Source organism: Tetragenococcus solitarius NBRC 100494 (assembly GCF_001544195.1).
Classification (GTDB): Bacteria; Bacillota; Bacilli; order Lactobacillales; family Enterococcaceae; genus Tetragenococcus; species Tetragenococcus solitarius.
In genome coordinates, this window is the sequence record NZ_BCPY01000012.1 from 26899 (window position 1) to 52876 (window position 25978).

General features: G+C 36.4%; 25 protein-coding genes. 21 read left to right on the plus strand and 4 right to left on the minus strand.

The genetic code is table 11. The features are described from left to right. Positions 1–5: 5 nt before the first annotated feature. From pstB to TS1_RS05410, 6 genes are all read left to right on the plus strand, one after another. Positions 6–764 (plus strand): phosphate ABC transporter ATP-binding protein PstB, encoded by a 759-nt coding sequence (pstB, locus tag TS1_RS05385; protein WP_068708616.1) that lies wholly within the window; start codon positions 6–8, stop codon positions 762–764. A gap of 37 nt (positions 765–801) precedes the next feature. Next, complete coding sequence (gene phoU / locus TS1_RS05390; RefSeq protein ID WP_068708619.1) at positions 802–1482, plus strand: phosphate signaling complex protein PhoU; 681 nt, start codon at positions 802–804, stop codon at positions 1480–1482. A gap of 139 nt (positions 1483–1621) precedes the next feature. Further along, complete coding sequence (gene liaX / locus TS1_RS05395; protein ID WP_068708621.1) at positions 1622–3160, plus strand: daptomycin-sensing surface protein LiaX; 1539 nt, start codon at positions 1622–1624, stop codon at positions 3158–3160. Positions 3161–3205: 45 nt separating this feature from the next. Next, entirely contained in the window at positions 3206–3487 is a 282-nt protein-coding gene (locus TS1_RS05400) for a PspC domain-containing protein (RefSeq protein WP_068708623.1), read from the plus strand. After that, complete coding sequence (locus TS1_RS05405) at positions 3487–3843, plus strand: phage holin family protein (protein ID WP_068708625.1); 357 nt, start codon at positions 3487–3489, stop codon at positions 3841–3843. The genes TS1_RS05400 and TS1_RS05405 overlap by 1 nt, the downstream gene beginning before the upstream one ends. A 190-nt stretch (positions 3844–4033) precedes the next feature. Then, positions 4034–4930, plus strand: coding sequence for a phosphate ABC transporter substrate-binding protein PstS family protein (locus tag TS1_RS05410; protein WP_068708627.1), 897 nt, complete (start codon positions 4034–4036; stop codon positions 4928–4930). 139 nt (positions 4931–5069) lie between these two features. Here the strand turns inward: TS1_RS05410 and TS1_RS05415 are convergent, their stop codons facing one another. Together TS1_RS05415 and TS1_RS05420 are read right to left on the minus strand one after the other, a co-directional pair. Then, the gene (locus TS1_RS05415; RefSeq protein WP_068708629.1) at positions 5070–6785 is read right to left on the minus strand and encodes a sensor histidine kinase; all 1716 of its coding nucleotides are present in this window, start codon (positions 6783–6785) and stop codon (positions 5070–5072) included. A 5-nt stretch (positions 6786–6790) separates the two neighbouring features. Then, entirely contained in the window at positions 6791–7489 is a 699-nt protein-coding gene (locus TS1_RS05420) for a response regulator transcription factor (protein WP_068708631.1), read from the minus strand. 256 nt (positions 7490–7745) lie between these two features. Between TS1_RS05420 and TS1_RS05425 the strand changes: the two genes are divergently transcribed. The 8 genes from TS1_RS05425 (at position 7746) to TS1_RS05460 (ending at position 14566) form a co-directional block, all read left to right on the plus strand. Then, a complete protein-coding gene (locus tag TS1_RS05425; RefSeq protein WP_068708633.1) occupies positions 7746–8555 on the plus strand; it encodes a histidine phosphatase family protein in 810 nt (269 codons plus the stop codon). Between the two features lie 162 nt (positions 8556–8717). Continuing rightward, positions 8718–9653, plus strand: coding sequence for an HPr(Ser) kinase/phosphatase (hprK, locus tag TS1_RS05430; RefSeq protein WP_068708635.1), 936 nt, complete (start codon positions 8718–8720; stop codon positions 9651–9653). A gap of 15 nt (positions 9654–9668) precedes the next feature. Continuing rightward, complete coding sequence (gene lgt / locus TS1_RS05435; RefSeq protein WP_068708637.1) at positions 9669–10502, plus strand: prolipoprotein diacylglyceryl transferase; 834 nt, start codon at positions 9669–9671, stop codon at positions 10500–10502. A gap of 72 nt (positions 10503–10574) precedes the next feature. Further along, complete coding sequence (locus TS1_RS05440) at positions 10575–11588, plus strand: NAD(P)H-dependent glycerol-3-phosphate dehydrogenase (protein WP_068708639.1); 1014 nt, start codon at positions 10575–10577, stop codon at positions 11586–11588. A gap of 27 nt (positions 11589–11615) precedes the next feature. Beyond that, positions 11616–12542 (plus strand): UTP--glucose-1-phosphate uridylyltransferase GalU, encoded by a 927-nt coding sequence (gene galU, locus TS1_RS05445; protein ID WP_068708641.1) that lies wholly within the window; start codon positions 11616–11618, stop codon positions 12540–12542. Positions 12543–12591: 49 nt separating this feature from the next. Further along, positions 12592–13380 carry a YhfC family intramembrane metalloprotease gene (locus TS1_RS05450; RefSeq protein ID WP_068708643.1) on the plus strand — a complete coding sequence of 263 codons (789 nt, stop codon included), beginning with the start codon at positions 12592–12594 and terminating at the stop codon, positions 13378–13380. A gap of 119 nt (positions 13381–13499) precedes the next feature. Continuing rightward, positions 13500–13925 (plus strand): DUF948 domain-containing protein, encoded by a 426-nt coding sequence (locus tag TS1_RS05455; protein WP_068708645.1) that lies wholly within the window; start codon positions 13500–13502, stop codon positions 13923–13925. 14 nt (positions 13926–13939) lie between these two features. Beyond that, positions 13940–14566: a YtxH domain-containing protein gene (locus TS1_RS05460; RefSeq protein ID WP_068708647.1), complete on the plus strand. Its 627-nt coding sequence runs from the start codon at positions 13940–13942 to the stop codon at positions 14564–14566. A 169-nt stretch (positions 14567–14735) separates the two neighbouring features. On the opposite strand, the gene TS1_RS05465 is transcribed toward TS1_RS05460, so the two are convergent. After that, complete coding sequence (locus tag TS1_RS05465; protein ID WP_068708650.1) at positions 14736–15839, minus strand: aminopeptidase P family protein; 1104 nt, start codon at positions 15837–15839, stop codon at positions 14736–14738. 192 nt (positions 15840–16031) lie between these two features. Between TS1_RS05465 and ccpA the strand changes: the two genes are divergently transcribed. Beyond that, the gene (gene ccpA / locus TS1_RS05470; RefSeq protein WP_068708652.1) at positions 16032–17033 is read left to right on the plus strand and encodes a catabolite control protein A; all 1002 of its coding nucleotides are present in this window, start codon (positions 16032–16034) and stop codon (positions 17031–17033) included. 140 nt (positions 17034–17173) lie between these two features. Further along, positions 17174–18634 (plus strand): IS1182 family transposase, encoded by a 1461-nt coding sequence (locus tag TS1_RS05475; protein WP_407701888.1) that lies wholly within the window; start codon positions 17174–17176, stop codon positions 18632–18634. A gap of 154 nt (positions 18635–18788) precedes the next feature. On the opposite strand, the gene TS1_RS05480 is transcribed toward TS1_RS05475, so the two are convergent. After that, positions 18789–21140, minus strand: coding sequence for a transglycosylase domain-containing protein (locus TS1_RS05480; protein WP_068708653.1), 2352 nt, complete (start codon positions 21138–21140; stop codon positions 18789–18791). Positions 21141–21303: 163 nt separating this feature from the next. On the opposite strand from TS1_RS05480, the gene tyrS reads away from it, so the two are divergent. The 5 genes from tyrS to TS1_RS05505 all read left to right on the plus strand — a co-directional run bounded on the left by tyrS (position 21304) and on the right by TS1_RS05505 (position 25677). After that, on the plus strand, positions 21304–22566 hold the full coding sequence (gene tyrS, locus TS1_RS05485) for a tyrosine--tRNA ligase (RefSeq protein ID WP_068708655.1): 1263 nt from the start codon (positions 21304–21306) through the stop codon (positions 22564–22566). Positions 22567–22634: 68 nt separating this feature from the next. Next, positions 22635–23549, plus strand: coding sequence for an AEC family transporter (locus TS1_RS05490; protein ID WP_068708657.1), 915 nt, complete (start codon positions 22635–22637; stop codon positions 23547–23549). A gap of 27 nt (positions 23550–23576) precedes the next feature. Beyond that, positions 23577–24467, plus strand: a complete 891-nt coding sequence (locus tag TS1_RS05495; RefSeq protein ID WP_068708659.1) for a deoxyribonuclease IV — start codon at positions 23577–23579, stop codon at positions 24465–24467. Positions 24468–24556: 89 nt separating this feature from the next. Then, positions 24557–25366, plus strand: a complete 810-nt coding sequence (locus TS1_RS05500) for an aldo/keto reductase (RefSeq protein WP_068708661.1) — start codon at positions 24557–24559, stop codon at positions 25364–25366. A gap of 95 nt (positions 25367–25461) precedes the next feature. Beyond that, complete coding sequence (locus tag TS1_RS05505; RefSeq protein ID WP_068708663.1) at positions 25462–25677, plus strand: YneF family protein; 216 nt, start codon at positions 25462–25464, stop codon at positions 25675–25677. Positions 25678–25978 lie beyond the last annotated feature (301 nt).

A 25978-nucleotide genomic window follows, 5' to 3' on the forward strand; every position in this document is an offset into this window, starting at 1 on the left:
AAAGCATGGCAGAAACGATTATATCAACCAAAGATCTTCATCTATATTATGGCCAAAATGAAGCATTAAAAGGAATTAATCTCACGCTTAGTGAAGGAGAAATTACCGCTTTAATTGGTCCTTCAGGTTGCGGCAAATCGACTTTTTTACGCTGCTTAAACCGCATGAATGATCTCATTCCTGATGTGACAACTACAGGGAGTGTCCTTTATAAAGGACAAGATATTTTTGGTCCTAAAACCGATACGGTGGACTTACGAAAAGAAATCGGCATGGTTTTTCAACAACCCAATCCATTTCCTTTTTCTGTCTATGAAAATATTACTTATGGACTGAAATTAAAGGGAGTTAAAGAAAAAAATCAACTAGATCAAATTGTTGAAGAGAGTTTAAAAGCAGCTTCTGTTTGGGATGATGTCAAAGACAAATTGCACAACAGTGCCTTGGCGCTATCTGGAGGACAGCAACAGCGTGTTTGTATTGCGCGAGTTTTAGCAGTTAATCCCGATATTATTTTATTAGATGAACCTACCAGTGCTCTAGATCCGGTTTCATCTGGTAAAATTGAAAATACCTTATTAGAATTAAAAGGCCAGTATACCATGGTCATTGTTACACATAATATGTCACAAGCTTCTAGGATTTCAGATAAGACTGCCTTTTTTTTAAGTGGAGATTTGATTGAATTTAACGATACCAAAAAGATCTTTTTAGATCCGCAAGAAAAACAAACCGATGACTATATTTCTGGTAGATTCGGTTAACATTTTATATAATAGACCATGAAAGGGTGAAACCATTATGTTGCGTTCCCAATTTGAAGAAGACTTACTAAATTTGCATAATCAGTTTTACGAAATGGGTATGCTGGTTAGTGACGCTGTCTCTAAATCTGTTACTTCTTATATTACACATGATAAAGAACTAGCCAAAGATGTGATTGATAAAGACGAGCATGTAAATGAACATGAGGTAAAATTAGAAAAGAAAAGTTTTGAAATGATTGCCTTACAACAACCGGTGACAACTGACCTTCGTACAATTATTACTGTCATGAAGGCGAGTTCTGATTTAGAAAGAATGGGTGATCACGCAGTTTCGATTGCTAAATCAACCGTTCGTGTCAAAGGGACAAAGCGCATTTCAGAAATAGAAAAAGTGATCTCTGATATGTCAGATTTTGTCAAAAAAATGGTGGATAATGTCTTAATTGCTTATGTAAAAACAGATGAAAAAGATGCTAGAATGATTGCGAAAATGGATAAACAAGTAAATGAATACTACCATGAAATCTATTCTAACACCATCAAAGTCATGCAAGATCATCCTGAGACAGTGGTCAGTGGAACTGACTATTTAAATGTCGCTCAATACCTCGAGCGTATCGGGGATTATGTGACAAATATTTGTGAATGGATTGTTTATTTAGCTACTGGAAAGATAACAGAACTAAATTCAAACCGTCAAATAGATGAACCTTAAATATAAGTTAGCTGGTCTTTTAAAAAGGCCGGCTTTTTTGTATGAAATAAAAAAATTTGGTACTTAAGACCTATGTTAATTTAAGTAAAAAAAGGCATAATAATATTGTAAGGAAAAACTTTTTAAGGAGGCAATTTCCATGACCGAAAGAGAACGTATTATGGACTTAGTAAAAAAAGGTGTGCTTTCCACGGAAGAAGCCTTGGATCTGTTAGAAGAAATGGCAAAAGAAAAAGATGAAGCACAAATCCAAAAAGATGATGAACGGTTAAACGCACAAAAACAAGCAGAACAACAAACCTATTCAGATGAAGCATTTGAAAAAGCGAAAAGAGACGAAAATGCAGCAGATAAAAAACGCTTAGAAGAAGCATTAGACCAACTAGCTACAAGTGCAAATAAAGCCTCTGCAGAACTTGATGAAGTCAATGCCGAAATGAAAGGAATCAAAGAAGAGATTGCAGAAAAACGCGAAGAGTCCATGCAAATTGATACTCAAGAAGAACTTGATGAGTTAACTGAAGATGAGTATACAAGAAGGCAAGAGTTAAAAGAAGAAATCAACGATTTACAAGCTTCCTTAGATCAATTAACGGAAGAACGGAATCGTTTAGAAGATGAATTAAAAACCATTCGTAAAGATCAATGGAACTACAAGAAAGAAAAATGGAATGAAAAAATAGATATTCCGGATGATTGGAAAGAACAAGCCGGCGAAACATGGAATCAGTTTGGCGATAAAATGGCAGAAGCAGGAAACCATTTAGGTGATTTTTTGAAGAAAACCTTTGATAGTGTATCAGAAACAGTAAATGAAAACGTGGAATGGAAAGATATTAATCTTCATGTGCCAGGCGTTTCTACAACTAAATTTGAAAAAACGTTTGAATTTCCTCAAACTGAAGCTAGTATCTTGGATATAAAAATTGCTAATGGTAGCATGAATTTTGATATGTGGGAACAACCGGATATTAAAATCGAAGCTAAAATTAAATTATATGGAAAAATGGACGCTGCTACGCCAGAAGAAGCATTTGAACAACGTAGCCAAATTGTTGAAGACGGAGAACGTCTATCTTTTCAAGTCCCTAATAAGCGAATTCGCTGTGATCTAGTTTTTTATTTACCAAAACGTACCTACGATCATATTTCAATCAAATCGTTAAATGGTGCGATCAATATTAATGATTTAGATGTAAAAGATATCTATTTAAAAACGACCAACGGGCAGATCGATATCGATTCAATCAATGCTTCTATGTTGGAAATTGAAGGCGTGCATGGGGCGATTAATGTAAATAAAGGTGCGATCATTGATTCGGTAATTGAGACTGTCAATGGGAGCGTAACGATGAATGCGACTCCTGAGAATGTGGGGATTTCTATTGTTAATGGAGATATCCGTTTAACAATGAATGAGAATAAAGCCAACCGGGTAAATGCTCATTCTGTCAATGGAAACATTAAAGTTGCCTTTCCTAAGCAAATAGGAATCGAAGCAACAGCGAAGACTAATTTAGGAACAATTAATAGCCGCTTGTCTGACTATGAAGTGGTTCGGCAAAAAGACGAACGAACGAATCAATTGCTGCACTTCCGTCGTAGAAATGATCCTACAGCTCAAGTAGATTTAACAACAACAACCGGCAATATTTATTTGAAAGATTCAGGTAAATAAGTGTAAAATAAAAGTAAAGATAATTATTCAAAGGTGGTGACTGGTATGAACAAAAAATTGACAAAATCTAGAAGTAATGTAGTGCTTACAGGTACATTAGCAGGAATTGCAGAGTACTTTAATGTTGATCCAACGATTGTCCGTATTATTTATGTTTTTATCACATTGGTAGGAATCGGGTCTCCCGTATTTTTATATATTGTGATGGCCTTGATTATTCCAACGGACCACTCCAAGCGAGCTAACGGCTATTATCGTAAAAGTAATAGTAAACAGCAACGCAAAGAAGCAGAGAAAGTGGATGAAGATGACTGGAGTGATTTCTAGTGAGCTATTTTGAGCGACTTATCGTAAATATGCTGACTTTTATCAGCTTATCGGTATTGCTGCCGCAAATGGTTCATGTTCAAAGTTTTATGACGGCTCTTATAGCGAGTTTTGTCTTGTCTATCTTAAATACTTTGGTTAAACCAGTCTTGACACTCTTATCGCTGCCTTTGACAATTTTGACTCTAGGCTTTTTCAGTTTTTTAATCAATGCAGTGATGCTGCAAATGACCTCAGCTTTAGTTGGTAGCTCGAATTTTGGCTTTTCCTCATTTGGGGCTTCGTTATTAGTGGCTATTATTATGTCAGTGGTTAATATGATTGTTACTGATCATAATATGCGAAAATATATGTAATAAAAAAGTCGTTTATTTGCAAAATCTTCAAATAAACGGCTTTTTTTTGCGTTTAAAAGGTTAACATAAACTTTACATTGGTTGTACAAAGCTTTACATAAAGTTTATCTGTGTTTTACATTCGGTTGTTAGACTTAAATTGTCAAAAGGAAAATATTAATGCTTTACAATCGAAAGGAGAACGGAAAGAATGAAAAAGTTAACAGCGATGTTTGTATTGACTGGCTTTTTACTAGCAGGTTGTGCGGGAGGAAATGCTGCAAATAATGAAGAGAGCAACCAATCGGATGATGATTCTCAAGGACAGTCCAAAATTGTTGCCGTCGGTTCGACCGCACTACAACCTTTAGTGGATGCCGCTCAAGAATCATTTGTGCAAGAAAATGCCGGATATAATATTTCTGTACAAGGCGGAGGCAGTGGTACCGGATTAAGTCAAGTAGAAAGTGGTGCCGTAACCATTGGGAATTCAGATGTTTTTGCTGAAGAAAAAGAAGGAGTAGATGCAGATAAATTAGTCGATCATAAGGTGGCAGTGGTTGGTATGGCACCTGTAGTGAATAAAAAAGCAGGCATCGATGAATTAACGAAACAAGAGTTAATCGATATCTTTACTGGAAAAGTAAAGAATTGGAAAGAAGTTGGGGGTAACGACCAAGAAATTTCAGTGGTAAACCGAGCTTCTGGAAGCGGAACAAGAGCTACCTTTGAAAAATGGGGCTTAGACGGGGCTGAAACAGTACAAGCACAAGAACAAGATTCTTCAGGTACTGTGAAAAAAGTTGTTGCCCAAACTCCTGGATCCATTAGTTATCTAGCTTTATCTTACATTGATAATTCCTTACAAGAAATCGCAGTAGACGGAGTAGAACCTACAGAGGATGCGATTAAAAGTAACGACTGGAAAATTTGGTCCTATGAACACATGTACACCAAAGGAAAACCAGACCAGGCAGTTAAAAAATTCTTAGATTACATGCTTTCAGATGAAGTGCAAAAGGGCCCTGTAAAAGAATTAGGCTACCTTCCAATCACAGATATGCAAGTAGAACGTGATGCTGATGGAAAAGTCACTGAAGTAAAATAAAAAAAGAGGTTAAGACTGAAGCTCTTTGAACATAAAAAATCGAACGACAAAAATGAGACTTGTAAAAGCAATTACGAAACCTCATTATCGTTCGGTTTTTTTTTTGCCTCATTTTACTTATCACTCTATTTTTTTATGTCTACAAAATGGGTAATGTGACAGTAAAAGTTGAACCGATTCCTGGGTAGCTATCAAGTGTTACATTTCCGCCTAACATTCTGCTATAATCTTTTACAATTGCCAGGCCCAAACCATTTCCCCCTGAATTCCGTGAACGAGCCTTATCGACACGGTAAAAGCGTTCAAAAATACGTTCTTGTTCTTGAGGACGGATGCCAATACCGTCATCTTGCACAGAGAAAACAAATTCCTTCTCCTTTTCGTAAAAAGTGATAATAATTTTGCCTTTATCAGATGCATAATGAATGGCATTTTCAATCAAATTTTTACAAATTGGCTGAAACAATTCAACTTTAGTATTTAATACAAGGTTTTGTGGTTGTTTTAACTGTACATCCAACTCTTTTTCATCAATTATTGTATCATAGCTACGCATAATCTTATCAATAAGTTCAGACACATTCACTGAGGTAATAATATAATCTAAACTGGCGGATTTTGATGTTTCGATAATTTCTTGTACTAGGCCTTGCAGGCGGTAGGCGTCTTTTTGCATAATTTTTAAAAATGATTCAAGTGTTTGTGGATCTTCTTTTGCACCATCAAGCAAAGTTTCAGTAAAGCCGATTAAAGAAGTAATCGGTGTTTTAAGTTCATGGGATATATTACCAATAAAATCATTTTGCAGTTTTTCTAATTGAGAAATATGCGTAATGTCATAAGAAATGCCAAATGTATGTCCAGAATCTTTGAATGTACGAATTGTAAGATCTAACAAAAGGTCGGTAGTTGTTGTACGAATTTGTCTTTTTACAACGTTTGTTTGACGCGTTTGATAAATCATCTGAATCAACTGTGGTTCTGTTAACACTAAAGTAAAAGGTTGTTTATCCGCACGGTCTTTTATATTCAATTGTTTTGTTAATGTTTCATTTACAAAAGCTAAGTTCCCCTGTTCATCAATAATAAATACACCGACCATTAATTCGTTTAATAAAGTGTAAAATTGTTTTTCGGAAGTATTAAATGCGGTATAAGTTTCACTCATTTGCTGGCTTAAAATATTGATATTTTGATAAAGTTCTTCCCATTCTGACGAATCTCGCATGACCATTTTTTGTTGTTTAGGTTCTTTGATCATTTGTTTGATTACCGGCAGGATCGTTTCTACTGGACGATTACGTCTTTTTAAAATAGCCAAAATAATGAGGGTAAGTATAAGCCAAAAGATAAAATTGACTAAAAATATCGCCTGCTTCATCCTTTTTGCTTCGGGTAAAAAACTTTTTGTCGGTTCTGCCATACGAATAATTTCTGTTATTTCCCCATCTTTTTTAATAGGGATAGCGACATATAACAATTCTTGGTCCAAAGTTGGACTCATACGTACTGAGTTACCTACGTCGTTTCCTTCTAGCACTGCTTTTACTTCTGGTCTTTGTGAACGTTTGCCAGAAAGATTAGGATCAAATGTATCATAGAGGACTTCGCCTTTACGATTTAAACGAGTAATTCTTTCATTTGTATCTTTTACATAGTCGGTAGCTACTTGAGCAAAGTCTGCGTTCTCTTCCTTGGTTAAACGAATAAAAGAAGAATTTTTTTGCTGTAAAAAGTCTTCATGCTGAGTTAGCACTTGCTGGTCGTAAAAATTACTAATCAGTTGCCAACTGGTAAAAAATAAAAGAAATAAAGCAATCAACCAAATCATATACTGACGTTTTGTTTTATTCATCACATCTACCCCTGAAATTTATAACCAAACCCCCGCACCGTTTGGATAATTTTTGGATGTTTAGGGTCTTCTTCGATTTTTTCCCTTAAGTGGCTGACATGAACATCGACGATTCGATTCTGTCCATCAAAATCAAAATGCCAGATACGATCCAATAGAATATCTCGACTAATGACGCGTCCCTTTCTTTTCATAAAATAAACCAATAATTCAAATTCTTTCGGCGTTAATTCAATCGGTTTTTCATTAACTGTTACTTGGTAATCGGCCAAATTACATACAATATTTCCGGCACGCAGAGTCTCAGCTGTCTCCTCGTTTTTCTCTGGTGCTGGACGAGGCTCTAGACGTCGGGAAATCGCCTTGATACGAGCGATTACTTCCCTTGGGCTAAATGGCTTGGTTAAATAATCATCTGCACCAATTTCTAAGCCTAAAATGCGGTCAATCGACTCATCTTTTGCCGTTAAGATTAAAATAGGAGTATCGATTTTATCTTGTCGCAGCATCCTCGTAACTTCAATGCCATCAATAAACGGCAACATAACGTCCAAAATAATAAAATCAAAAGATTGTGTACTTGCCAGTTCATAAGCTTTTTGTCCATCTTCGGCACTGGTTACCTGGTAACCTACTTTTTCTAAATTAAATGTCAGTAAGGTAATAATAGAAGGTTCATCATCGACAATTAAAATTTTTTTCATGATTCGCTCCAATTCTTTGTTATAGATTTTAAATTGAAATAAGGGTCAAGCTTATCATTATTTTAACATGAACATCGACAAAGAACTATAGAAGCGTTTGTGAGAAAACATTGTGCACTTAAAATTTTTATAACAATTATGAAAGGAATTATAAGCTAAGAGAAATTTATCCAGCAAATAACGTTGACTTTCCATTGATTTTTAAGTACGATTTTATAGTAACCGCTTTCAATGAAAAATTAAAGGAGGAAGCAATTTGAAAAAGAAAATTTTAGCAGGATTTGCTGCTTTCGCTTTGTTGGTATTTGGTGGGTGCGCACAGCAGTCTGGTGAACAAACTGCAACTAGCAGCAGCTCAGCTGAAAAAAATGGTGAGGTTACTATTTATTTAACACGGCATGGAGAAACAATGTTTAATGACTTAAATAAAGTGCAGGGGTGGTCGGATACTCCCTTAACTGAAGAAGGAGAAGAGGTTGCTGTTGATTTAGGTAAAGGTTTAGCCAAAGAAGATATCACTTTTCAATCTGTCTATTCAAGTGATATGAAACGTGCGCACGATACAGCGGATGCCATTTTAGATGGTTTAGGGCAAAAAAAGGGAAAAGTACAAGAGATGGTAGGCTTAAGAGAAGCAGGATCGGGACAATTTGAAGGAGAGTCGTTAGATACTATTGACAAAGAACAAGCCAAAGAAGCGGGTTATGATTCATATGGTGAATATGAAAAAGATAAAAGAAAAGCTGGTGAAGATGAATGGTCTTGGCTAGCTAACGCCCATTATTATGCGGACCAGTCTGGTTATGCTGAGGGTGCTGATAAAGTACAGACACGTATGACCGATGCCATAGACAAAATCGCCGAAAAGCAAAGTGAAAAGGGCGGCGGAAATGTCCTAGTTGTAAGTCACGGAATGTCGATTAATATCATGTTAGCGGATATGACCGACAAATATAAAGGCGACTCGTTAGAAAATGCGAGCGTGACTAAAATTCATTACCAGGACGGTGATATGGAGGTAGAAAGTATTGGTGATACCTCTTATCTTGAAGAAGGAAAAGAATGATATTTTTAATATTGAATAACAAATATAAAAATTATTTTACTTTTTGAAGTCTAATAAACTTCATTTTAGTAAAAAGATACTAGAAATTTTTTCTTTTCTAGTATCTTTTTCCTTTCAATGATAAAATAGGTTAGAAAATAAGGTTAGAAAAGAGGGAACTAAATGGCAGAAACCATCAAAGTAGGTGAGTTAGCAAAAGCCTTAGAACTAGAAATTGTAAGTGGCGATAACAAAGCTTTATCGCGTGAAATTATTACTGGTGATGTTTCTCGCCCTGGTCTTGAGTTAACAGGTTATTTTAACTACTATTCTCATGACCGTTTGCAACTTTTTGGTAGTAAAGAAATTACTTTTTCACGTCGCATGATGCCAGAAGAACGGTTGATGATTATGCGTCGGTTATGCGCAGAAGATACGCCAGCTTTTATTATTTCAAGAGGCTTAGAAGTACCTGAAGAAATGCTTACAACCTGTACTGAGAACCATTTACCGATTTTACGTTCTAAAATCACCACTTCTCGCTTATCTGGACAAATTTCAAGTTTTCTGGATGCGCGTTTAGCTGCTAGAGAAAATGTTCATGGCGTTTTAGTTGACGTCTATGGTTTAGGCGTTTTACTACAAGGCGATAGCGGGATTGGAAAAAGTGAAACTGCGCTTGAATTGATTAAAAGAGGGCATCGTTTGATCGCTGATGATCGGGTAGACATCTATAAGCAAGATGAACTAACGTTAGTAGGAGAACCTCCGCAAATTCTTGAACACCTTATTGAAATTCGTGGGATAGGTATTATTGACGTTATGCATTTATTTGGTGCAAGTGCCGTTCGCGGAACGATGCAAATCCAGTTAGCCGTATATTTGGAAAATTGGGAAAAAGATAAAAAATACGATCGCTTAGGTTCTTCTGATGAGACAGTAGAACTAAATGGAGTGTCAATCCCTCAAATTAAAATTCCTGTAAAAACTGGACGGAATCTTTCAATTATTATAGAAGTTGCAGCCATGAACTTTCGTGCGAAAACAATGGGTTATGATGCAACCAAATCCTTTGAAGATCGGCTGACGCGCTTGATTGAAGAAAATTCTGATTTATAGAAAAGGGGTCAAAAGATGACTGGAGTAATCAGCCGAACGGCGTTTGATATTTTTGGGATCGATATTTATTGGTATGCGATTATTATTATTTCTGGAGTTATCATTGCCATGTGGTTAAGTTCTAGAGAAGCTGTACGTGTCGGTTTAAGAGAAGATGATGTGACTGACTTTATGTTAGCCGGTCTTCCCATTGCTTTTATTGGTGCGCGGCTTTACTATGTTTTGTTTAATATTGGTCCTTATTTGAATGACCCTATCCAAATATTTAATTTACGCTCTGGCGGGTTAGCGATATACGGTGGCTTAATTGCTGGGGGAATATGGCTGCTCATTTTTTGCCAAAGGAATTTTATACCTACCTGGACATTTTTGGATATTGCAGCACCAAGTGTTCTTATCGCACAAGCCATCGGGCGTTGGGGAAATTTTGCTAATCACGAAGCTTACGGACCAATAACAACTCGGAGTTTTTTAGAGAATCTGCATATTCCCAACTTTATTATTGAAAATGTTTATATCGAAGGTGCCTACCGGCAGCCTACTTTCTTATATGAGTCGGTTTGGAGTGTATTAGGTTTTGTCCTACTCATTATTTTACGAAAAAAGACTGGGCTGTTAAAAAAAGGAGAAATCGCATTAGCTTATGTGATATGGTATAGTTTTGGGCGCTTTTTCATTGAAGGGTTACGCACAGACAGTCTGTATTTGTTTGGGGGTATCCGCGTCTCACAGCTACTTTCATTAGTGTTATTTTTTGCTAGCTGGATACTGATTGTTTGTCGTCGTAAGAAAAAAGCACCTTTGAAAAATTATGACCGAACACAAGGAAAAAATCAACGGATTATCTGATAAGTTTTAAAAGTAAAAATGTGGTAAAATTTACAACGGTGATTTGTAAAAGAATACAAGGAGGTTTCACTATTGAAACAAAAAATTGCAGTCTTAGGCCCTGGTTCATGGGGGACAGCGTTAGCACAAGTATTAGCTGAAAATGGGCATCAGGTTAATTTATGGGGTGATAATCCAGCTCAAATTGATGAAATTAACACTTACCATACGAATCGACATTATTTACCTGATTTAAAAATACCTGAAGAAATTAAAGGACAAAAAGACTTAAAAACGGCTGTTAAAGATGTAGATGCTATTCTTTTAGTGGTTCCTACTAAAGCCATTCGAAGTGTTGTTAAACAATTAGCGGGTATTCTTGAAAATTCCCCTTATATTATTCATGCTTCTAAAGGATTAGAACAAGGAAGCCATAAGCGTATCTCTGAAGTCATTAGTGAAGAACTTCCTGCTTCAAAAAGAAGAGGGCTGGTTGTCTTATCAGGGCCGAGTCATGCTGAAGAGGTAGCTGTTCATGATATTACAACGATTACTGCTGCAAGTACCGATCATAAGGCAGCAAAATATGTACAACAAACCTTTATGAATGGATACTTACGTATTTACACAAATAATGATGTGATTGGTGTTGAAACAGGAGCTGCGTTAAAAAATATTATCGCCATTGGTTCAGGGGCGATTGCAGGTCTTGGCTTTGGTGATAATGCAAAAGCTGCCATCATGACAAGAGGGTTAGCTGAAATTAGCCGTTTAGGAGTAGCTATGGGCGCAGAACCGTTAACATTTAGCGGTTTAAGTGGTGTCGGAGATTTGATTGTTACTTGTACAAGTGTACATTCACGTAATTGGCGAGCAGGGAATATGTTAGGAAAAGGACAAAAGCTGCAAGATATTTTAGATAATATGGGGATGATTGTCGAAGGGGTTTCTACGACAAAAGCCGCCATGGAATTAGCAGAGCAATTAGGCGTAGAAATGCCAATCACTGAAACCATCTATCGCGTCCTTTATGAAGGGAAAGATATAGACCAAGCAGCTAAAGAGATTATGATGCGTGATGGTAAAGTGGAAAATGAGTTTTCCTAAAAAATTAGTATAAAGGAGATCTTTTTGATGAAAGTAAGAAAAGCAGTGATTCCAGCAGCAGGCTTAGGTACACGCTTTTTACCGGCAACGAAGGCAATGGCCAAAGAGATGCTTCCGATTGTCGATAAACCTACGATTCAATTTATTGTAGAAGAAGCGTTAAATTCTGGAATTGAAGATATTCTAATTGTTACTGGCAAAGCCAAACGCCCTATTGAAGATCATTTTGACGCAAACTTAGAACTAGAAATGGCTTTAAAAGAGAAAGAAAAAAGTGACTTACTAAAATTAGTGGAAGAAACAACAGACGTGAATCTTCACTTTATTCGTCAATCACATCCAAATGGCTTAGGACATGCTGTATTGCAAGCCAAAGCTTTTGTAGGAAATGAACCGTTCGTGGTGATGCTTGGGGATGATTTGATGGAAGATAAAAATCCATTGAGCAAACAGTTGATGGATGACTACGAAAAAACGCATGCCTCTACAATTGCAGTCATGGACGTGCCTCATGAAGACACTTCTAAATATGGGATTATTAACCCAGATGGACAAGTAGAAAAGGGATTATTTAATGTCAATAGCTTTGTCGAAAAACCTGAGCCAGATGTAGCTCCTAGTGATCTGGCCATTATTGGTCGCTACTTGTTGACTCCAGAAATTTTTCCTATCTTGGAAAATTTAGCACCTGGGGCAGGTAATGAAATTCAATTAACAGATGCTATCGATATTTTGAATAAAACGCAACGTGTGTTTGCTCGACAATTTAAAGGGAAACGTTTTGACGTCGGAGATAAATTTGGGTTTATGCGTACAAGTATCGAATATGGTCTTGTTCATCCGCAAATTAAAGATGACCTCGTTGACTTTATCATTGAACTGGGCAATAAGTTGAGTCAAAAAAAGCAAGTCAATGAAAGTAGACGCAATAAAACAGAAGCAAAAAGAAAATAAGGAGAGTATAGCATAGCTCTTCCTTATTTTTCTAAAACAAGGAGAAAAAATGATCGCTAAAAGTTCTATCACAGCAATGGCTATATCTCTTATTATTTTATTAGGATTGCTCATTGGGGTATTTTTATTTTTTAAAAAAAAGGTTGCTATAAAATTGGTACCGCTATTTGTCGGTGTAGCATTTTTTATTATCTTTGCTTTAGTTTTAGAGCAAATGCTGCATAGCTTCGTTTTACAACCAAACGCTCAGGGACAAATTCCATTAATGATAAATCACCCTGTAGTATATATGATTTATGGTATATTTGCTGCAGGTGTTTTTGAAGAAACGGCAAGACTCGTTGCTTTTAAGCTGTTAAAAAGTAGTTATTCGGATTTTGCTACAAGTATAGCTTATGGTTTGGGTCACGGGGGAATCGAACTTTTACTTCTTGGCGGAATGTCTTTAGTTAGTAATTTAGTTATTAGTCTTTTGTTAAGTAATCCTAATGGACAATTTGCTCAAGAACTTCCTCAAAGTATCGTTCAGGCATTACAAAATGTTTCTGCTGGAGAATTCTTTTTAGTCACTATTGAGCGTTTTCCAGCACTGTTGGTACAAATTTGCTTATCAGTACTCGTGTGGATAGCTGTTAATAAAGCAAGGCAATTTTGGCTTTTTCCTTTGAGTATTCTTTTTCATGCTATTATTGATATTCCAAGTGTGATGACACAGGTTGGATTTTTGTCCAGTTATGTTATTTTATACGGTTTATTGTATTTAATGACGATTGCTTTAATTATCTTTACAATAGCAGTGGCAAAAAAGAATGAGCTTTATTTAAAAAAGTCTTTCTAAAATAAAAAGTATTTGTATTACTATTGAAAAAAATTGCTTTTAGAACGATTATTATTTGTTTTAAAATTTTGAAAATGATATGCTTATGTATATTAAATATATACGAAAGGGGTTTTGGTATGTCTGCTGGAGGTATTGCTGGCTTAATTGCCGCTATTGCATTTGCAGTATTAGTTATCTTTTTGGTAAAATTACTGTTGAAAGTTGAAAAGACGGTTGCTTCCGTTGAAAAAACAGTATCAGAAGCGAATAACACAATAGAAGTAGTAACAAAAGATGTAGATTTGCTTTCACGCGAAGTAGAAGGCTTATTGACAAAAAGTAACGAATTATTTTCAGATGTTAATAAAAAAGTTGCTACAATTGATCCGTTATTTACGGCTATTGCTGATTTAAGTACAAGTATCTCAGAATTAAATGCTTCTGGAAAGAATCTTCTCTCAAGAATTGGCGATTTAGGAAAGACAACTGCTCAAGCGACAGTAGCTGGAAAAGTTGGACAAACAGCAATGAAGTTTTTCAAGCAACGGAATAAAGAAGAATAATTGGAGGGATCCTCATGGGAAAAAAAGATGGATTTTTACTAGGTGCTGTAGTTGGCGGAACAGCAGCTGCAGTAACGGCCTTATTATTGGCTCCTGAGTCCGGCAAAGAATTACGTGATAAATTAGCAAAGCAATTGGATAATGTGTTAGACGCAGCATCTGATTACACAGATATCGCTAAAGATAAGGGCAGCGATTTAACTGATCTTGCTAAAGAAAAAGCAGACGAACTTAGCAAGCAAGCTTCTGATCTTGCTGGTTCAATGAAACAAAAAACTCAAGATACTGCTGAAGATGTCAAGGACACAGTATCAGATGCAGCTCAAGACTATGGAGATTTAGCAAGCGATCTAGCTGAAGATGCAAAAGCAACTGCGGAAGCTGTTTCTGATGAGGTTCAAGATACTGCTGATGATATCATTATTGATGTCAAAGATACTTCAGAAGCTGTCCAAGATACCGTTGCTGATGCTGCTGATAAAGGAAGTTCAATTGCTCAAGAGGCAAAAGAGCAGGCAGATGATGTCACAGAAGATACGAAAGAAGATCTAGCTTCTGATTACGAAGACGTGAAAGAGGACTTTGACGATTCAGTAGAAGATCTAAAAGATCAAATCGAAAAAAACAACCCAGAAGTATAATAAATCAAAATAGGGATGGGGCATCTGCCCCATCTTTTTTGGGTCTTTATCAACGTCAGTTGTTAAAGAGCCTTTTAATCGAAGTAGGTTCTGAAACAAATAAAAAAATCTGAATGCTTGTCGGAGAGAAATATCCACAAGTATCCAGATTTTTTTCTGTCTACCAGAATTAGTCAATAATCGTTAATTCTTTTGGCGTATGAGTAAACGGTTGACAACCATCTTTGGTAACATAAACACAATCTTCAATTCGTACACCAACTTCGCCGGGCAAATAAATCCCTGGCTCAATTGAAAAACACATACCTTCATCTAATACAAGATCGTTACCAGCCACTAAAGAAGGGTATTCGTGAATGGTAGTGCCAATCCCATGACCTAAACGGTGATTAAATGCTTCACCATAGCCATAGCTTTCAATCACTTCACGCGCAATTTTGTCTACCTCGCTAGCTTTTATTCCTGGTTTAACTGCTTTTTGTGCAGCAAGTTGCGCTTCTAAAACGATATTATAAATTTTTCGCTGAAATGCTGTAGGCTCCTTAAAAGCAACCGTACGAGTAGCGTCACTGCAATAACCTTGCCAAAGTACTCCAAGATCAAATAAAACAAAATGATTTTCTTGTACTGGATCATCTCCTGGCGTACCGTGTGGATTGGCTGCTTTAGCAGCTGCTAAAACTTCTGTGTCAAAAGACATTTTGGCTACGCCTTTACGCTTTAATTGATACTCAATTTCAGCGATAATTTCTGTTTCTGTAGCTCCTTTTTTAATCGCAGAAAAACCAATATCAAAAGCTACATCCGCCCAGTCCCCAGCTTTAATCAATGTATCAATTTCTTTAGGCGTTTTCCGTACTTGCATTTGCTCAATCACAGGCGTTAAATTTTTTGAAAAATTCGCATTAGGAAAATGCGCAGAAAATGATTCAAAATGATCCAAGCTTAAAGAAGCTTTTTCAATCGTGATATCAGCTGGATTCCCGTAACGAGTATGGATTTCAGAAGCAATCATTTTCCATGGGTCTTGCGAGTCTTGATAGCCGACAACATCATATTCCCATGAGCTTTCTTTAGCCGCTTGAGCATCCAAAGCCGGCGTAAATAAAAATGGGTCCTTATCAACAGTAAAAAATAAGGCCAATATCCTTTCGTGGGGATCACTTGCAAATCCAGTAAAGTAAGTAACTGTATTTGGATTTGTCACATAAACGAGATCTGTATCATGATCTTTCATCCATGTCTTTAGTTCATTTATCTTTTCAACGTTCATAAAAGTCCTTCTTTCTAGCTTAGCTAATTCTATTTTAGCATTCTTTCAAAATAATTTCTAAAATTTACTTAAGAAAAAAACATTTTCATGAAAAAAATGTAAAACGGTTGCACCTTTAAAAAAAATTTGCTATTCTAGAAAAGAAATGAAAATACGATTTTCAGAAAATAAAATAGATAGGAAGTATAGGGTATGGAAAAACAAACAATTACAATTTATGATGTCGCGCGTGAAGCCAATGTTTCTATGGCCACTGTTTCTCGTGTTGTTAACGGCAATCCAAATGTGAAACCAGCAACACGGAAAAAAGTTTTAGAGGTTATTGATCGACTCGATTACCGACCAAATGCTGTAGCACGTGGATTAGCTAGCAAAAAAACAACAACAATCGGTGTGATTATTCCAGATGTCAGCAATATGTTCTTTTCTTCATTAGCACGTGGTATTGATGATGTCGCTACCATGTATAAATATAATATTATTTTGGCTAATTCAGACGGTGGTAGCACAAAAGAAGTGCAAGTTTTAAACAACTTATTAGCAAAACAAGTAGATGGTATTATCTTTATGGGTCATCGTATCACAGACGAAGTAAGAGCTGAATTTTCACGTTCAAAAACGCCAGTCGTTTTAGCAGGTTCTATTGATCCTGACCAACAAGTAGGCAGTGTCAATATCGATTATACAGAAGCTGCCAAAGAAGCTGTTTCTCTTCTAGCTAAAAATGGTAATGAAAAAATTGCTTTTATTAGTGGAGCACTTATTGATGCCATCAACGGCCAAAATCGTTTGACTGGTTATAAAGAGGCATTGAAAGAACACAACTTAGAATATAATGAAGGATTAATTTTTGAATCACCTTATGAATTTAAAGATGGACTTGCTTTAGTGGATCGTATTTTGAATAGCGGCGCTACGGCAGCCTATATTACGGATGATGAATTAGCGATTGGGGTCTTGGATGGTTTATATGATCACGGAATAAAAGTCCCAGATGATTTTGAAATTATCACTAGTAATAATTCATTATTAACAGATGTCGCTCGTCCACGCTTGTCAAGTATTACTCAGCCACTATATGATATTGGCGCTGTATCTACGAGATTGTTAACAAAATTGATGAACAAAGAAGAAATCGAACAAAAAACAATTGTCCTGCCATCTAATATCATGGAAAAAGGTTCTACAAAGTAATTATTACAATAACAAAAAAAGAAAACGTCTCAGTTTTACTGAGGCGTTTCAGACTGTAGACAAAGTCCGTATTTTGGATGCAACCTACAGTCTTTTTTTGTATAATAGTATTGTAAGCGAATTCAAGGAGTTGAAATACATTGATGACGAAACACCCCCTTACTGGACGCCACCAAGTGGCAATGATTACTGTTGATGATTTAGTGCCTAGCGACCATCTTGTACGTCAAATTGACCAAGCGATTTCTTTTGCGTTTATTTATCCCATTGTTGAACCCACTTATTCTTCTCTGGGTCGCCTAAGTATTGATCCTGTGGTTTTGGTTAAGTTCGTTTTACTCCAGTATCTTTTTGGCATTCGTTCGATGCGCCAAACGATCAAAGAAGTAGATACCAATATGGCTTATCGTTGGTTCTTAGGATTTGATTTTACGGAAAAAGTGCCTCACTTTTCTACCTTTGGTAAAAATTATGCTCGACGTTTTCGAGAAACCACATTATTTGAAGATCTTTTTTCTCATATTCTTGAACAAGCCGTTAAAGCAGGATTCATTACGGAAGACAACTTATATATGGATTCCACTCATGTGAAGGCAAATGCGAATAAACATCGATTTAATAAAGAGTTAACGCGTACCGAGGCGAAGTCCTATCAAAAAGAATTAGAAAAAGAAATCAATGATCAACGAATCCAAGCGGGAAAAAAGCCTTTTACTTGGGACGGTGAAGAAGAGGTCAAAGAAAAGAAAATCAGTCGAACAGATCCGGAGAGTGGTTATTATGTAAAGAGTGAACGTGAAAGACAATTTGCTTACGCTGCTCATACGGTGTGTGAAGACCACGGTTTCGTTTTAGAATGTAAGGTGACACCAGGAAATATCCATGATAGCCAGGTAGCGACTTCCTTATTGGACAAAGTACGAAGGACTTTTCCAAAAGCGAAAGTGGTTGCGGCAGACGCAGGCTATAAAACCCCTGCAATTGCTCACTATTTAGTCGAAAAACAGCTACGTCCTGTTCTTCCCTATACTCGGCCTCGAGGAAAGAAAGCCTTCTTTCGTAAAAAAGATTTTGTTTATGATGAATACTATGATTGTTATTTATGCCCAGCCGATCAAATCCTGACTTTTTCAACTATTACACGTGAAGGTTACCGAGAGTACAAATCATCTCCGGAGGTTTGTAAACAATGTCCCCTGTTAGCCCAATGTACACAGAGTCAATCTTGTCAAAAAGTCATTACACGACATGTCTGGCAAGAGGATTTAGATATAGCAGAAGAATTGCGTTTTACGAAGACGAATAAAACCATTTATCAACGACGAAAAGAAACAATTGAACGCGTCTTTGCAGACGCGAAAGAAAAGCATGGTTTGCGGTGGACGAAATATCGTTCGTTAGAAAAAGTCACCGTTCATACGATGCTTACGTTTGCTGCAATGAATCTTAAAAAATTAGCCACATGGATCGCTAAAGGCACTACGCCTTTCTTTTTTTTTTTGCTTATTTTCATCAAAAAAAGACAAATCGGCTGTTTCTTCCTTAAAGTTAAGGAAATTCAACCAATTTGTCTACAGTCTGAAACGTCTCAGTTTTACTGAGGCGTTTTTTAAATACTTAATTTCGAATATATCACTAAAAATTAACAAATTAAAATTGAATAAAGTGTTATTTTTATGAATGAAAGAGCTATGAACTTTTCTTGACTGATAGCATGCAAAAAACAAGGAAGGCTATTACACCTTCCTTGTTTTTTTAGTCGTCATTATCGCTGTTATCGTTGCTGTTATTGTTCGATTGTCCGTTTCGCCAGTAGTCTATATAATTCTTTTTACTGCCGCCAATACCAAATTTGAAACTTGCGTCTGGTGGAGTTCCTTTTGCCCAATAAGAATCTGTCGTGTCATTAGGAACCCGCATAGTTGAACCATCTACATCTACGGTATCATTATCGTCTACTTTTGTCCCAGTAAACTTAGAAACTTCTTCTTTTTTGACGTCGTTATCTAGAGTAAATTTCTCATTAGCACCTAAGCTATCTGGGTTAGCTTGATAAATCGAATTTGCAAGATAAGCCATATAACGAGCAGTCCGTTTGCTAGCATCGCGATCAGTACCCTTATTGTCTTCACGCCCGGACCAACTACTTAAAGTAGCTTTTGGCGTGGAAACCACTAACCATGAGTCTTTATAGTCATCGGTAGTTCCGGTTTTTCCAACCCAGTCGGCATTGGCCAGACTGTAATTTAAATTGCTAACATCCGATTTGAATTCAGTGGTATGTCCACTATCTATAACGCTACGCATTAAATTATTCATAATAGAAGCTGCTTGTTTTGAATACACACGTTCAGGTTTTTCCTCATGCTCATAAAGCGCGTCACCATGTGAATCGGTGATTGATTCAATTAGATAGCCTTCTTGATAGATGCCATCATTTGCTAATGTTTGGAAACCATTCGTTTGTGCTAGTGTTGTCAACTCAGGTACACCTGAAGAGGCTGATTCATAGGTCCAAGCATCCGTTTCTGGGTAGTTCATTTTCTTTAAGTAATTATCATAAACAAATGAAGTATCATCTTTTTCATCTAAAAGGGCTTGGTAAATGTGATAACTAGCAATATTACTTGAGTGTTCAAGAGATTCACGAATGGTTTGGAACGTTTTGGTTCCTTTATTTGTCGCGTTCACAATAGGATCACCTTTGTTTTCTCCCTGTTGCCATTTTGCCGGGTAATCTGACACCCGGGAATTAGTCCCCATGAGGCCTTGATCAATAGCAGGACCATAAACCAGCGCTGGTTTGATCGCTGAACCTGCTTGTCGAGTAGAGTTAAAGGCATGGTTAAATTGATTGTCTTCATAATTTCGACCGCCAACAAAACCAAGGATTTTTCCTGTCTCATTGTCCATATAGACGTTTCCTACTTCGACTTGATTATTGTTGTCTAATAGATAACCGTAATTTTCGGCAGTATCTTGCATGGCATTATAGATATCAGGGTCGATGGTAGTTTTGACAGTATAACCGCCATTCGCCAGTTTTTGTTGTGCTTTTTCTACATATTTTTGATAGGTTTCTTCATCAGCAAACTCTTTACTGCTAATGTTGTCCCCATCTGCTAGTTGTTTAGCAATGATTTTTAAAGATTCATTCATTACAGTATCGTATAAAAAGCCACGTTCTTTTGTCTCATCTGTACTTTCTTGTTCTTGAAAGTCTTTTGTTAAATCATAGTCTTTGGCTTGTGTATACTCTTTTTTGGAGATGTCGTGATTGCGATACATACTAAATAGTACATAATCTTTACGTTCTAGGCCGGGTTCTAAGTCCTCTTGCAACTCCCCAGAATTAGTGTAAGGACTATAAGTAATTGGGCTTTGAGGCAAGCCAGCAATAAAGGCTGCTTGTGGTAAATTTAGGTCATTGGCATTTTTACCAAAAATACCTTTGGCTGCTTCTTGCGCTCCAGCAATATTTTTTCCTTCATTATTTCGTCCAAAAGGAGATACGTTTAAATACATGGTAACAATCTCATCTTTAGAAAAATTCTTTTCGACCTGATTTGCAAGTAAAATTTCATTTGCTTTACGCTTAAAGGTAACTTCATCAGATAAAATCTGTTGCTTTACAATTTGCTGAGTCAAAGTAGAGCCCCCGCTTGAACCAATACCAGTTACTTCAGACACAAGTGCTCGAAATACTGCTTTAGGAACAACCCCTTTATGCTGATAGAAATTTTCATCTTCTGTAGCAATCACTGCTTTTTTTAGTAAATCAGATATCTGATCAGAATTAATGCTATCTCGTTGCAACTCAGTATCGATTGTTGCAATATTACTTCCATCTGCATAAGCTAGATGAGAGGTTTCATCGATATCTTCTAAATCCTTTTGTAAATCTTCTTTCGTAGGTGTCTTGGTGTCTTCAACCAAATAAGCAAAATAGCCTGCCCCGATGCCTACGCCAAGTGCGCCAAACATGATGAAAAGACTGACAGCTACTAGTAGAAGGGATTGAATGACTCGTATAACGATATGAAAATAAAACCAGCCATTATTTTTTTGCTGTTTTGTTTTTTTACTATTTTTTCCCTGCTGCGACAAATTCGTCACCTCATTAATTTTTTTACTTCTGTCTGATTATAGCAAAAAATGATGCGCTTGAATAGTTCCCCAGTTTTAATCCAAAACAAAACTAAAGCTTTCCTTTAATAGTTTTTTCAGTTATTATTACAAATGAGACTATTTAATAAGGAGGAAATACCACATGCAATCAGACTTTTTCCAAGAATTAAAACAGCGTGGTTTAGTTCATCAGACGACGGATGAAACAGCTTTAGAAAATCAACTAAACAAAGAGTCTGTAAAATTATACGTAGGTTTTGATCCAACAGCTGACAGCTTACATATTGGTCATTTACTGCCTATTTTAATGCTTCGTCGTTTTCAGCAAAACGGTCATGTGCCAATTGCTCTAGTTGGCGGCGGTACAGGAATGATCGGAGACCCTTCATTTAAAGATCAAGAAAGGCAATTAAATCCTTTAACAACTGTTCAAGATTGGTCGAATAATATTAAGCAGCAATTATCCCAGTTCATTGATTTTCATAAAGAAAAAAACCCTGCGATTGTGGCCAATAATTATGATTGGTTAGGGGAAATGTCTCTAATCGATTTCTTGCGTGATGTGGGGAAAAATTTTACAATTAATTATATGATGAGTAAAGAAAGCGTAAAACGTCGTATTGAATCAGGTATCTCTTATACTGAATTTGCTTATCAGCTGCTGCAAGCCTATGATTTTTTGAAATTATACCAAAAATATGGCTGCCTTTTACAATTAGGTGGAAGTGATCAATGGGGAAATATCACTTCTGGGATTGAATTATTACATCGCCAAGAAGATGTTCAAGCTTTCGGGCTTACCATGCCGCTCATTACAAAAGCAGATGGAAAAAAATTTGGTAAGACTGAAGGTAATGCGATTTGGTTAGATGCTAATAAAACGAGTCCTTACGAGTTTTACCAATTTTGGTTAAATACCGATGACCGGGATGCAGTGAAATTTTTAAAATATTTTACTTTCTTTAGCTTAGATGAAATTGCACAAATTGAAAAAGAATTTAACCAAGCGCCAGAAACTCGGATTGCGCAAAAAGCATTGGCTAAAGACGTGACGACTTTGGTCCATGGCAAAGAGGCTTACGAGCAAGCGGTACGTATTTCAGAGGCCTTATTTAGCGGGTCAATTAAAAAATTAAGTGCCCAAGAATTAGATCAGGCATTTAGCGGAGTCCCCGCCTATGAAGTTAGGACTGAAGATTCTTTGAATTTAGTTGAAATATTACTCGCTGCTGGAATTGAAACTTCAAAGCGCCAAGCAAGGGAAGATATTAACAATGGAGCGATTTACCTGAATGGCGATCGTGTCCAAGATACAAGTTATGAAATTAGTGAAAAAGACAAATTAAGCGGGAAAACGACCGTTATTCGTCGGGGGAAGAAACGGTACTTCATGCTGCGCTTTTAACAAAAATATAGAAAATCACAAGAACCCCGCTTTCTTGTGTTTTTCTTTTTTCAAAGGAAGTTTTTTGGTTGGGAACAATTATTACACGTGCTGTCGGTCTGTTTTTGATTATTTTACTCGCTTATTTTTTAAAGCGAATTGGTTTTTTGGATAAAGCAGATGGTTCGAGTTTGTCCATTGTTATTATGAATGTGACTTTGCCGGCTGTTGTTATAATCAACTTAGCTAATTTAGATGTGAAAGGCAGCTTATTATTTTTTGTACTGCTTGGCTTGCTCTGGTCGCTTTTACAAATTTTTATAAGTTATTTTGTAGCGCGAAAAAAAGAGAAGATCGATCAGCAATTTTTTATTTATTGTGCTACTGGATTTAATATTGGAAATTTCACACTGCCTTTTATACAGGGCTTTTTGCCACTAGGTGTTCCTTTATTATCGATGTTTGATACCGGAAATAGCATTATGCTTGCTGGGGGGACGAAAGTTGTCAGTGACCGCTTAACAAAACAAAATACTAGTCTCCACTTTAAAAGGATTTTAAGACAGTTATTTTCTTCAATTCCTTTTAGTTGTTATGTATTGATGTTAGTGTTAAGAGTATTTTCAATTGATTTACCGGATTCTTTTTTGACAGTACTTACCCCAGTCGCAGATGCCAATGTTTTTTTATCGATGTTTATGATTGGTTTATATTTAGAACTGCGCTTACCTAAACAAGACCGCAATACGGTGATACAGTTGTTAACATTACGTTATGTCATGGGACTTGTCTTTGTATTTATCCTTTATCTATTGCCTATTGCCCCACTGACAAAAACCATATTATGTTTGCTTTGTGTCACCCCAGTCCCATTGTTTGGTGTAGTGAATTCTGTTATCGCTGGCGTTAAAGAAGAAAGTGTGGGATTTGCTTCTTCGATTAGTTTTTTGATTAGCTTACCGCTGATGACGTTACTCTTGCTATTATTAGGTCCAGTAAACTAAAAGGTATAGAAAAAAGGAGGAAAAGGGATGTTAATTGGTTCTCATGTTTCAATGAAAGGAAAAAAGATGTTACTTGGTTCGGCTAAAGAAGCGGCAAGTTATGATGCCTCTACTTTTATGATTTATACAGGAGCGCCACAAAATACGCGTAGAAAAGCCATTGAAGATATGCGGATTGAAGAGGGTAAAGCTTATATGGATGAACATGGACTCTCTAACATTGTTGTCCACGCGCCTTATATCGTTAACTTAGCAAACACAGCTAAAAAGCAGACGTTTGAGTTTGCGGTACAATTTTTAAGAGATGAAATTAAACGAGCAGAAGCGCTTGGTGCAAAACAAATCACCTTACATCCAGGTTCACACGTAGGAGCGGGAGCAGATGCCGGTATTTCACAGATCGTAAAAGGATTAAATGAGGTCTTAGACAAAAATCAGGTGCCTCAAATTGCACTAGAGACGATGGCTGGAAAAGGAACCGAAGTAGGACGTTCTTTTGAAGAGCTGGCGCGCATTATTGATGGGGTTACATTAAACGATAAACTTTCGGTGACTTTTGATACATGTCACACGAATGACGCAGGCTATAATATAAGAGAAGATTTTGATGGGGTATTAAATGAATTTGACCAAGTGATCGGCTTGGAGCGTTTGAAAGTTGTTCATATCAATGATTCTAAAAATAAGCAAGGGTCTCATAAAGACCGGCATGAAAATATTGGTTTTGGCACGATCGGCTTTGAAGCTTTGAGCCAGGTTGCACATCATGACAAGCTGTCAAACTTGCCCAAAATCCTAGAAACACCATGGGTAGGAGAAGACAAAAAGAATAAAAAGTCTCCTTATGGTTTTGAAATTGCGATGTTACGTGAGGAGAAATTTGATCCTAATTTGTTAGAAAAAATTGAACAACAGTAAATAGTGAAAAGCAGAATCAAGAGCGATTCTGCTTTTTGTGTATAGGATTATTTTTTTGTATAATAAAATCAGAAAGGCGGGGATAAAAGATGATGTTAAATGAAACATTTCAGCTAGCAAATGGCACAAAGATACCTAAAATTGGTTTTGGTACTTGGCAAATGCCCCCAGATGACGCTTACCGTTCTACCAAATATGCTTTAGACAACGGTTATAAACACGTTGATACGGCATATGTTTATGGAAATGAAACAGATGTGGGAAGAGCGATAAAAGACTCGAGTGTTTCGCGTGACGAAATTTTTATTACCACAAAAGTCCCAGCGGAAACGGATTCTTATGAAGAAGCGATGAAAAATATTGACGAATCTTTGCGACGCTTAGCAGTGGAGCATGTAGATTTATTATTAATTCACGCACCTAGACCGTGGAGTCGAATTGGCGAGGTACACCAAGAAGATGATAAGAAAAACATTCAAGTTTGGAAAGCCTTAGAAGATGCTTACCAAGAAGGAAAAGCAAAAGCGATTGGCGTCTCAAACTTTAACGTTGATGATTTAAAAAATATTATAGCAAACGGGAAAGTAAAACCGATGGTGAACCAGATTAAGTGTTATATTGGTAATTTGAGCACTGGAAATATTGAATTTTGTCAAAACAATTCCATTTTAGTGGAAGGTTATTCACCACTAGCCACAGGCGGTATATTAGATGACAAGAAAATTAAAAAAATAGCGGAAAAATACAATAAGTCCATTCCACAAGTAGCAATACGTTATTTACTACAAAAGGACATCTTACCGCTACCTAAGTCTGTGCATGAAACTTATATTCTAGAAAATGCACAGGTGGATTTTGTTTTAGAAAAAGAAGATATGTACGAACTAGATCAGTTATAAATCAATGAACCTAAAAGAGTGATTTCTACCTTTTCTTTTCGTTATTTTTCTAGTAGAATGTTTTATGGACAGTCTAGAGGAGAGGAGAGTGCAGAATGTCAACAGGTTATGTAATTTTGATTGCAGTGATTGCTTTAGTTGTTGGAGCGATTGGCGGTTTCTTTTTAGCACGTAAATATATGGAAGATTATATGAAAAAAAATCCACCCATTAACGAAGATATGTTACGCACAATGATGATGTCGATGGGACAAAAGCCTTCTGAAAAGAAAATTCGACAAATGATGCAACAAATGAAAAATCAGAAATAAAGAAAAAAGCTTTGGACTTTTGTTCAAGGCTTTTTTTTGGATAAAAAGTAGATGACTTCCCCTTATTTTCGGTAGAAAGAAGGGAAATACAGAGAACTTCCCCTTATTCCTAGTAAAAAGAAGGTAAGTTCAAAAGACTTCTCTTCATTTTTGGTAAAAAGAGAGGAAATACAGAAATCTTCCCTTCGTTTCTGATGAAAAGAAGGGAAGTGATCGTTATTTCCTTGCCTAAAAAAAGTACAAGTTCAACTTCTTTATATAAATTTTTGATAAAAAATGTAAGACTTTTTTACCAAAATTT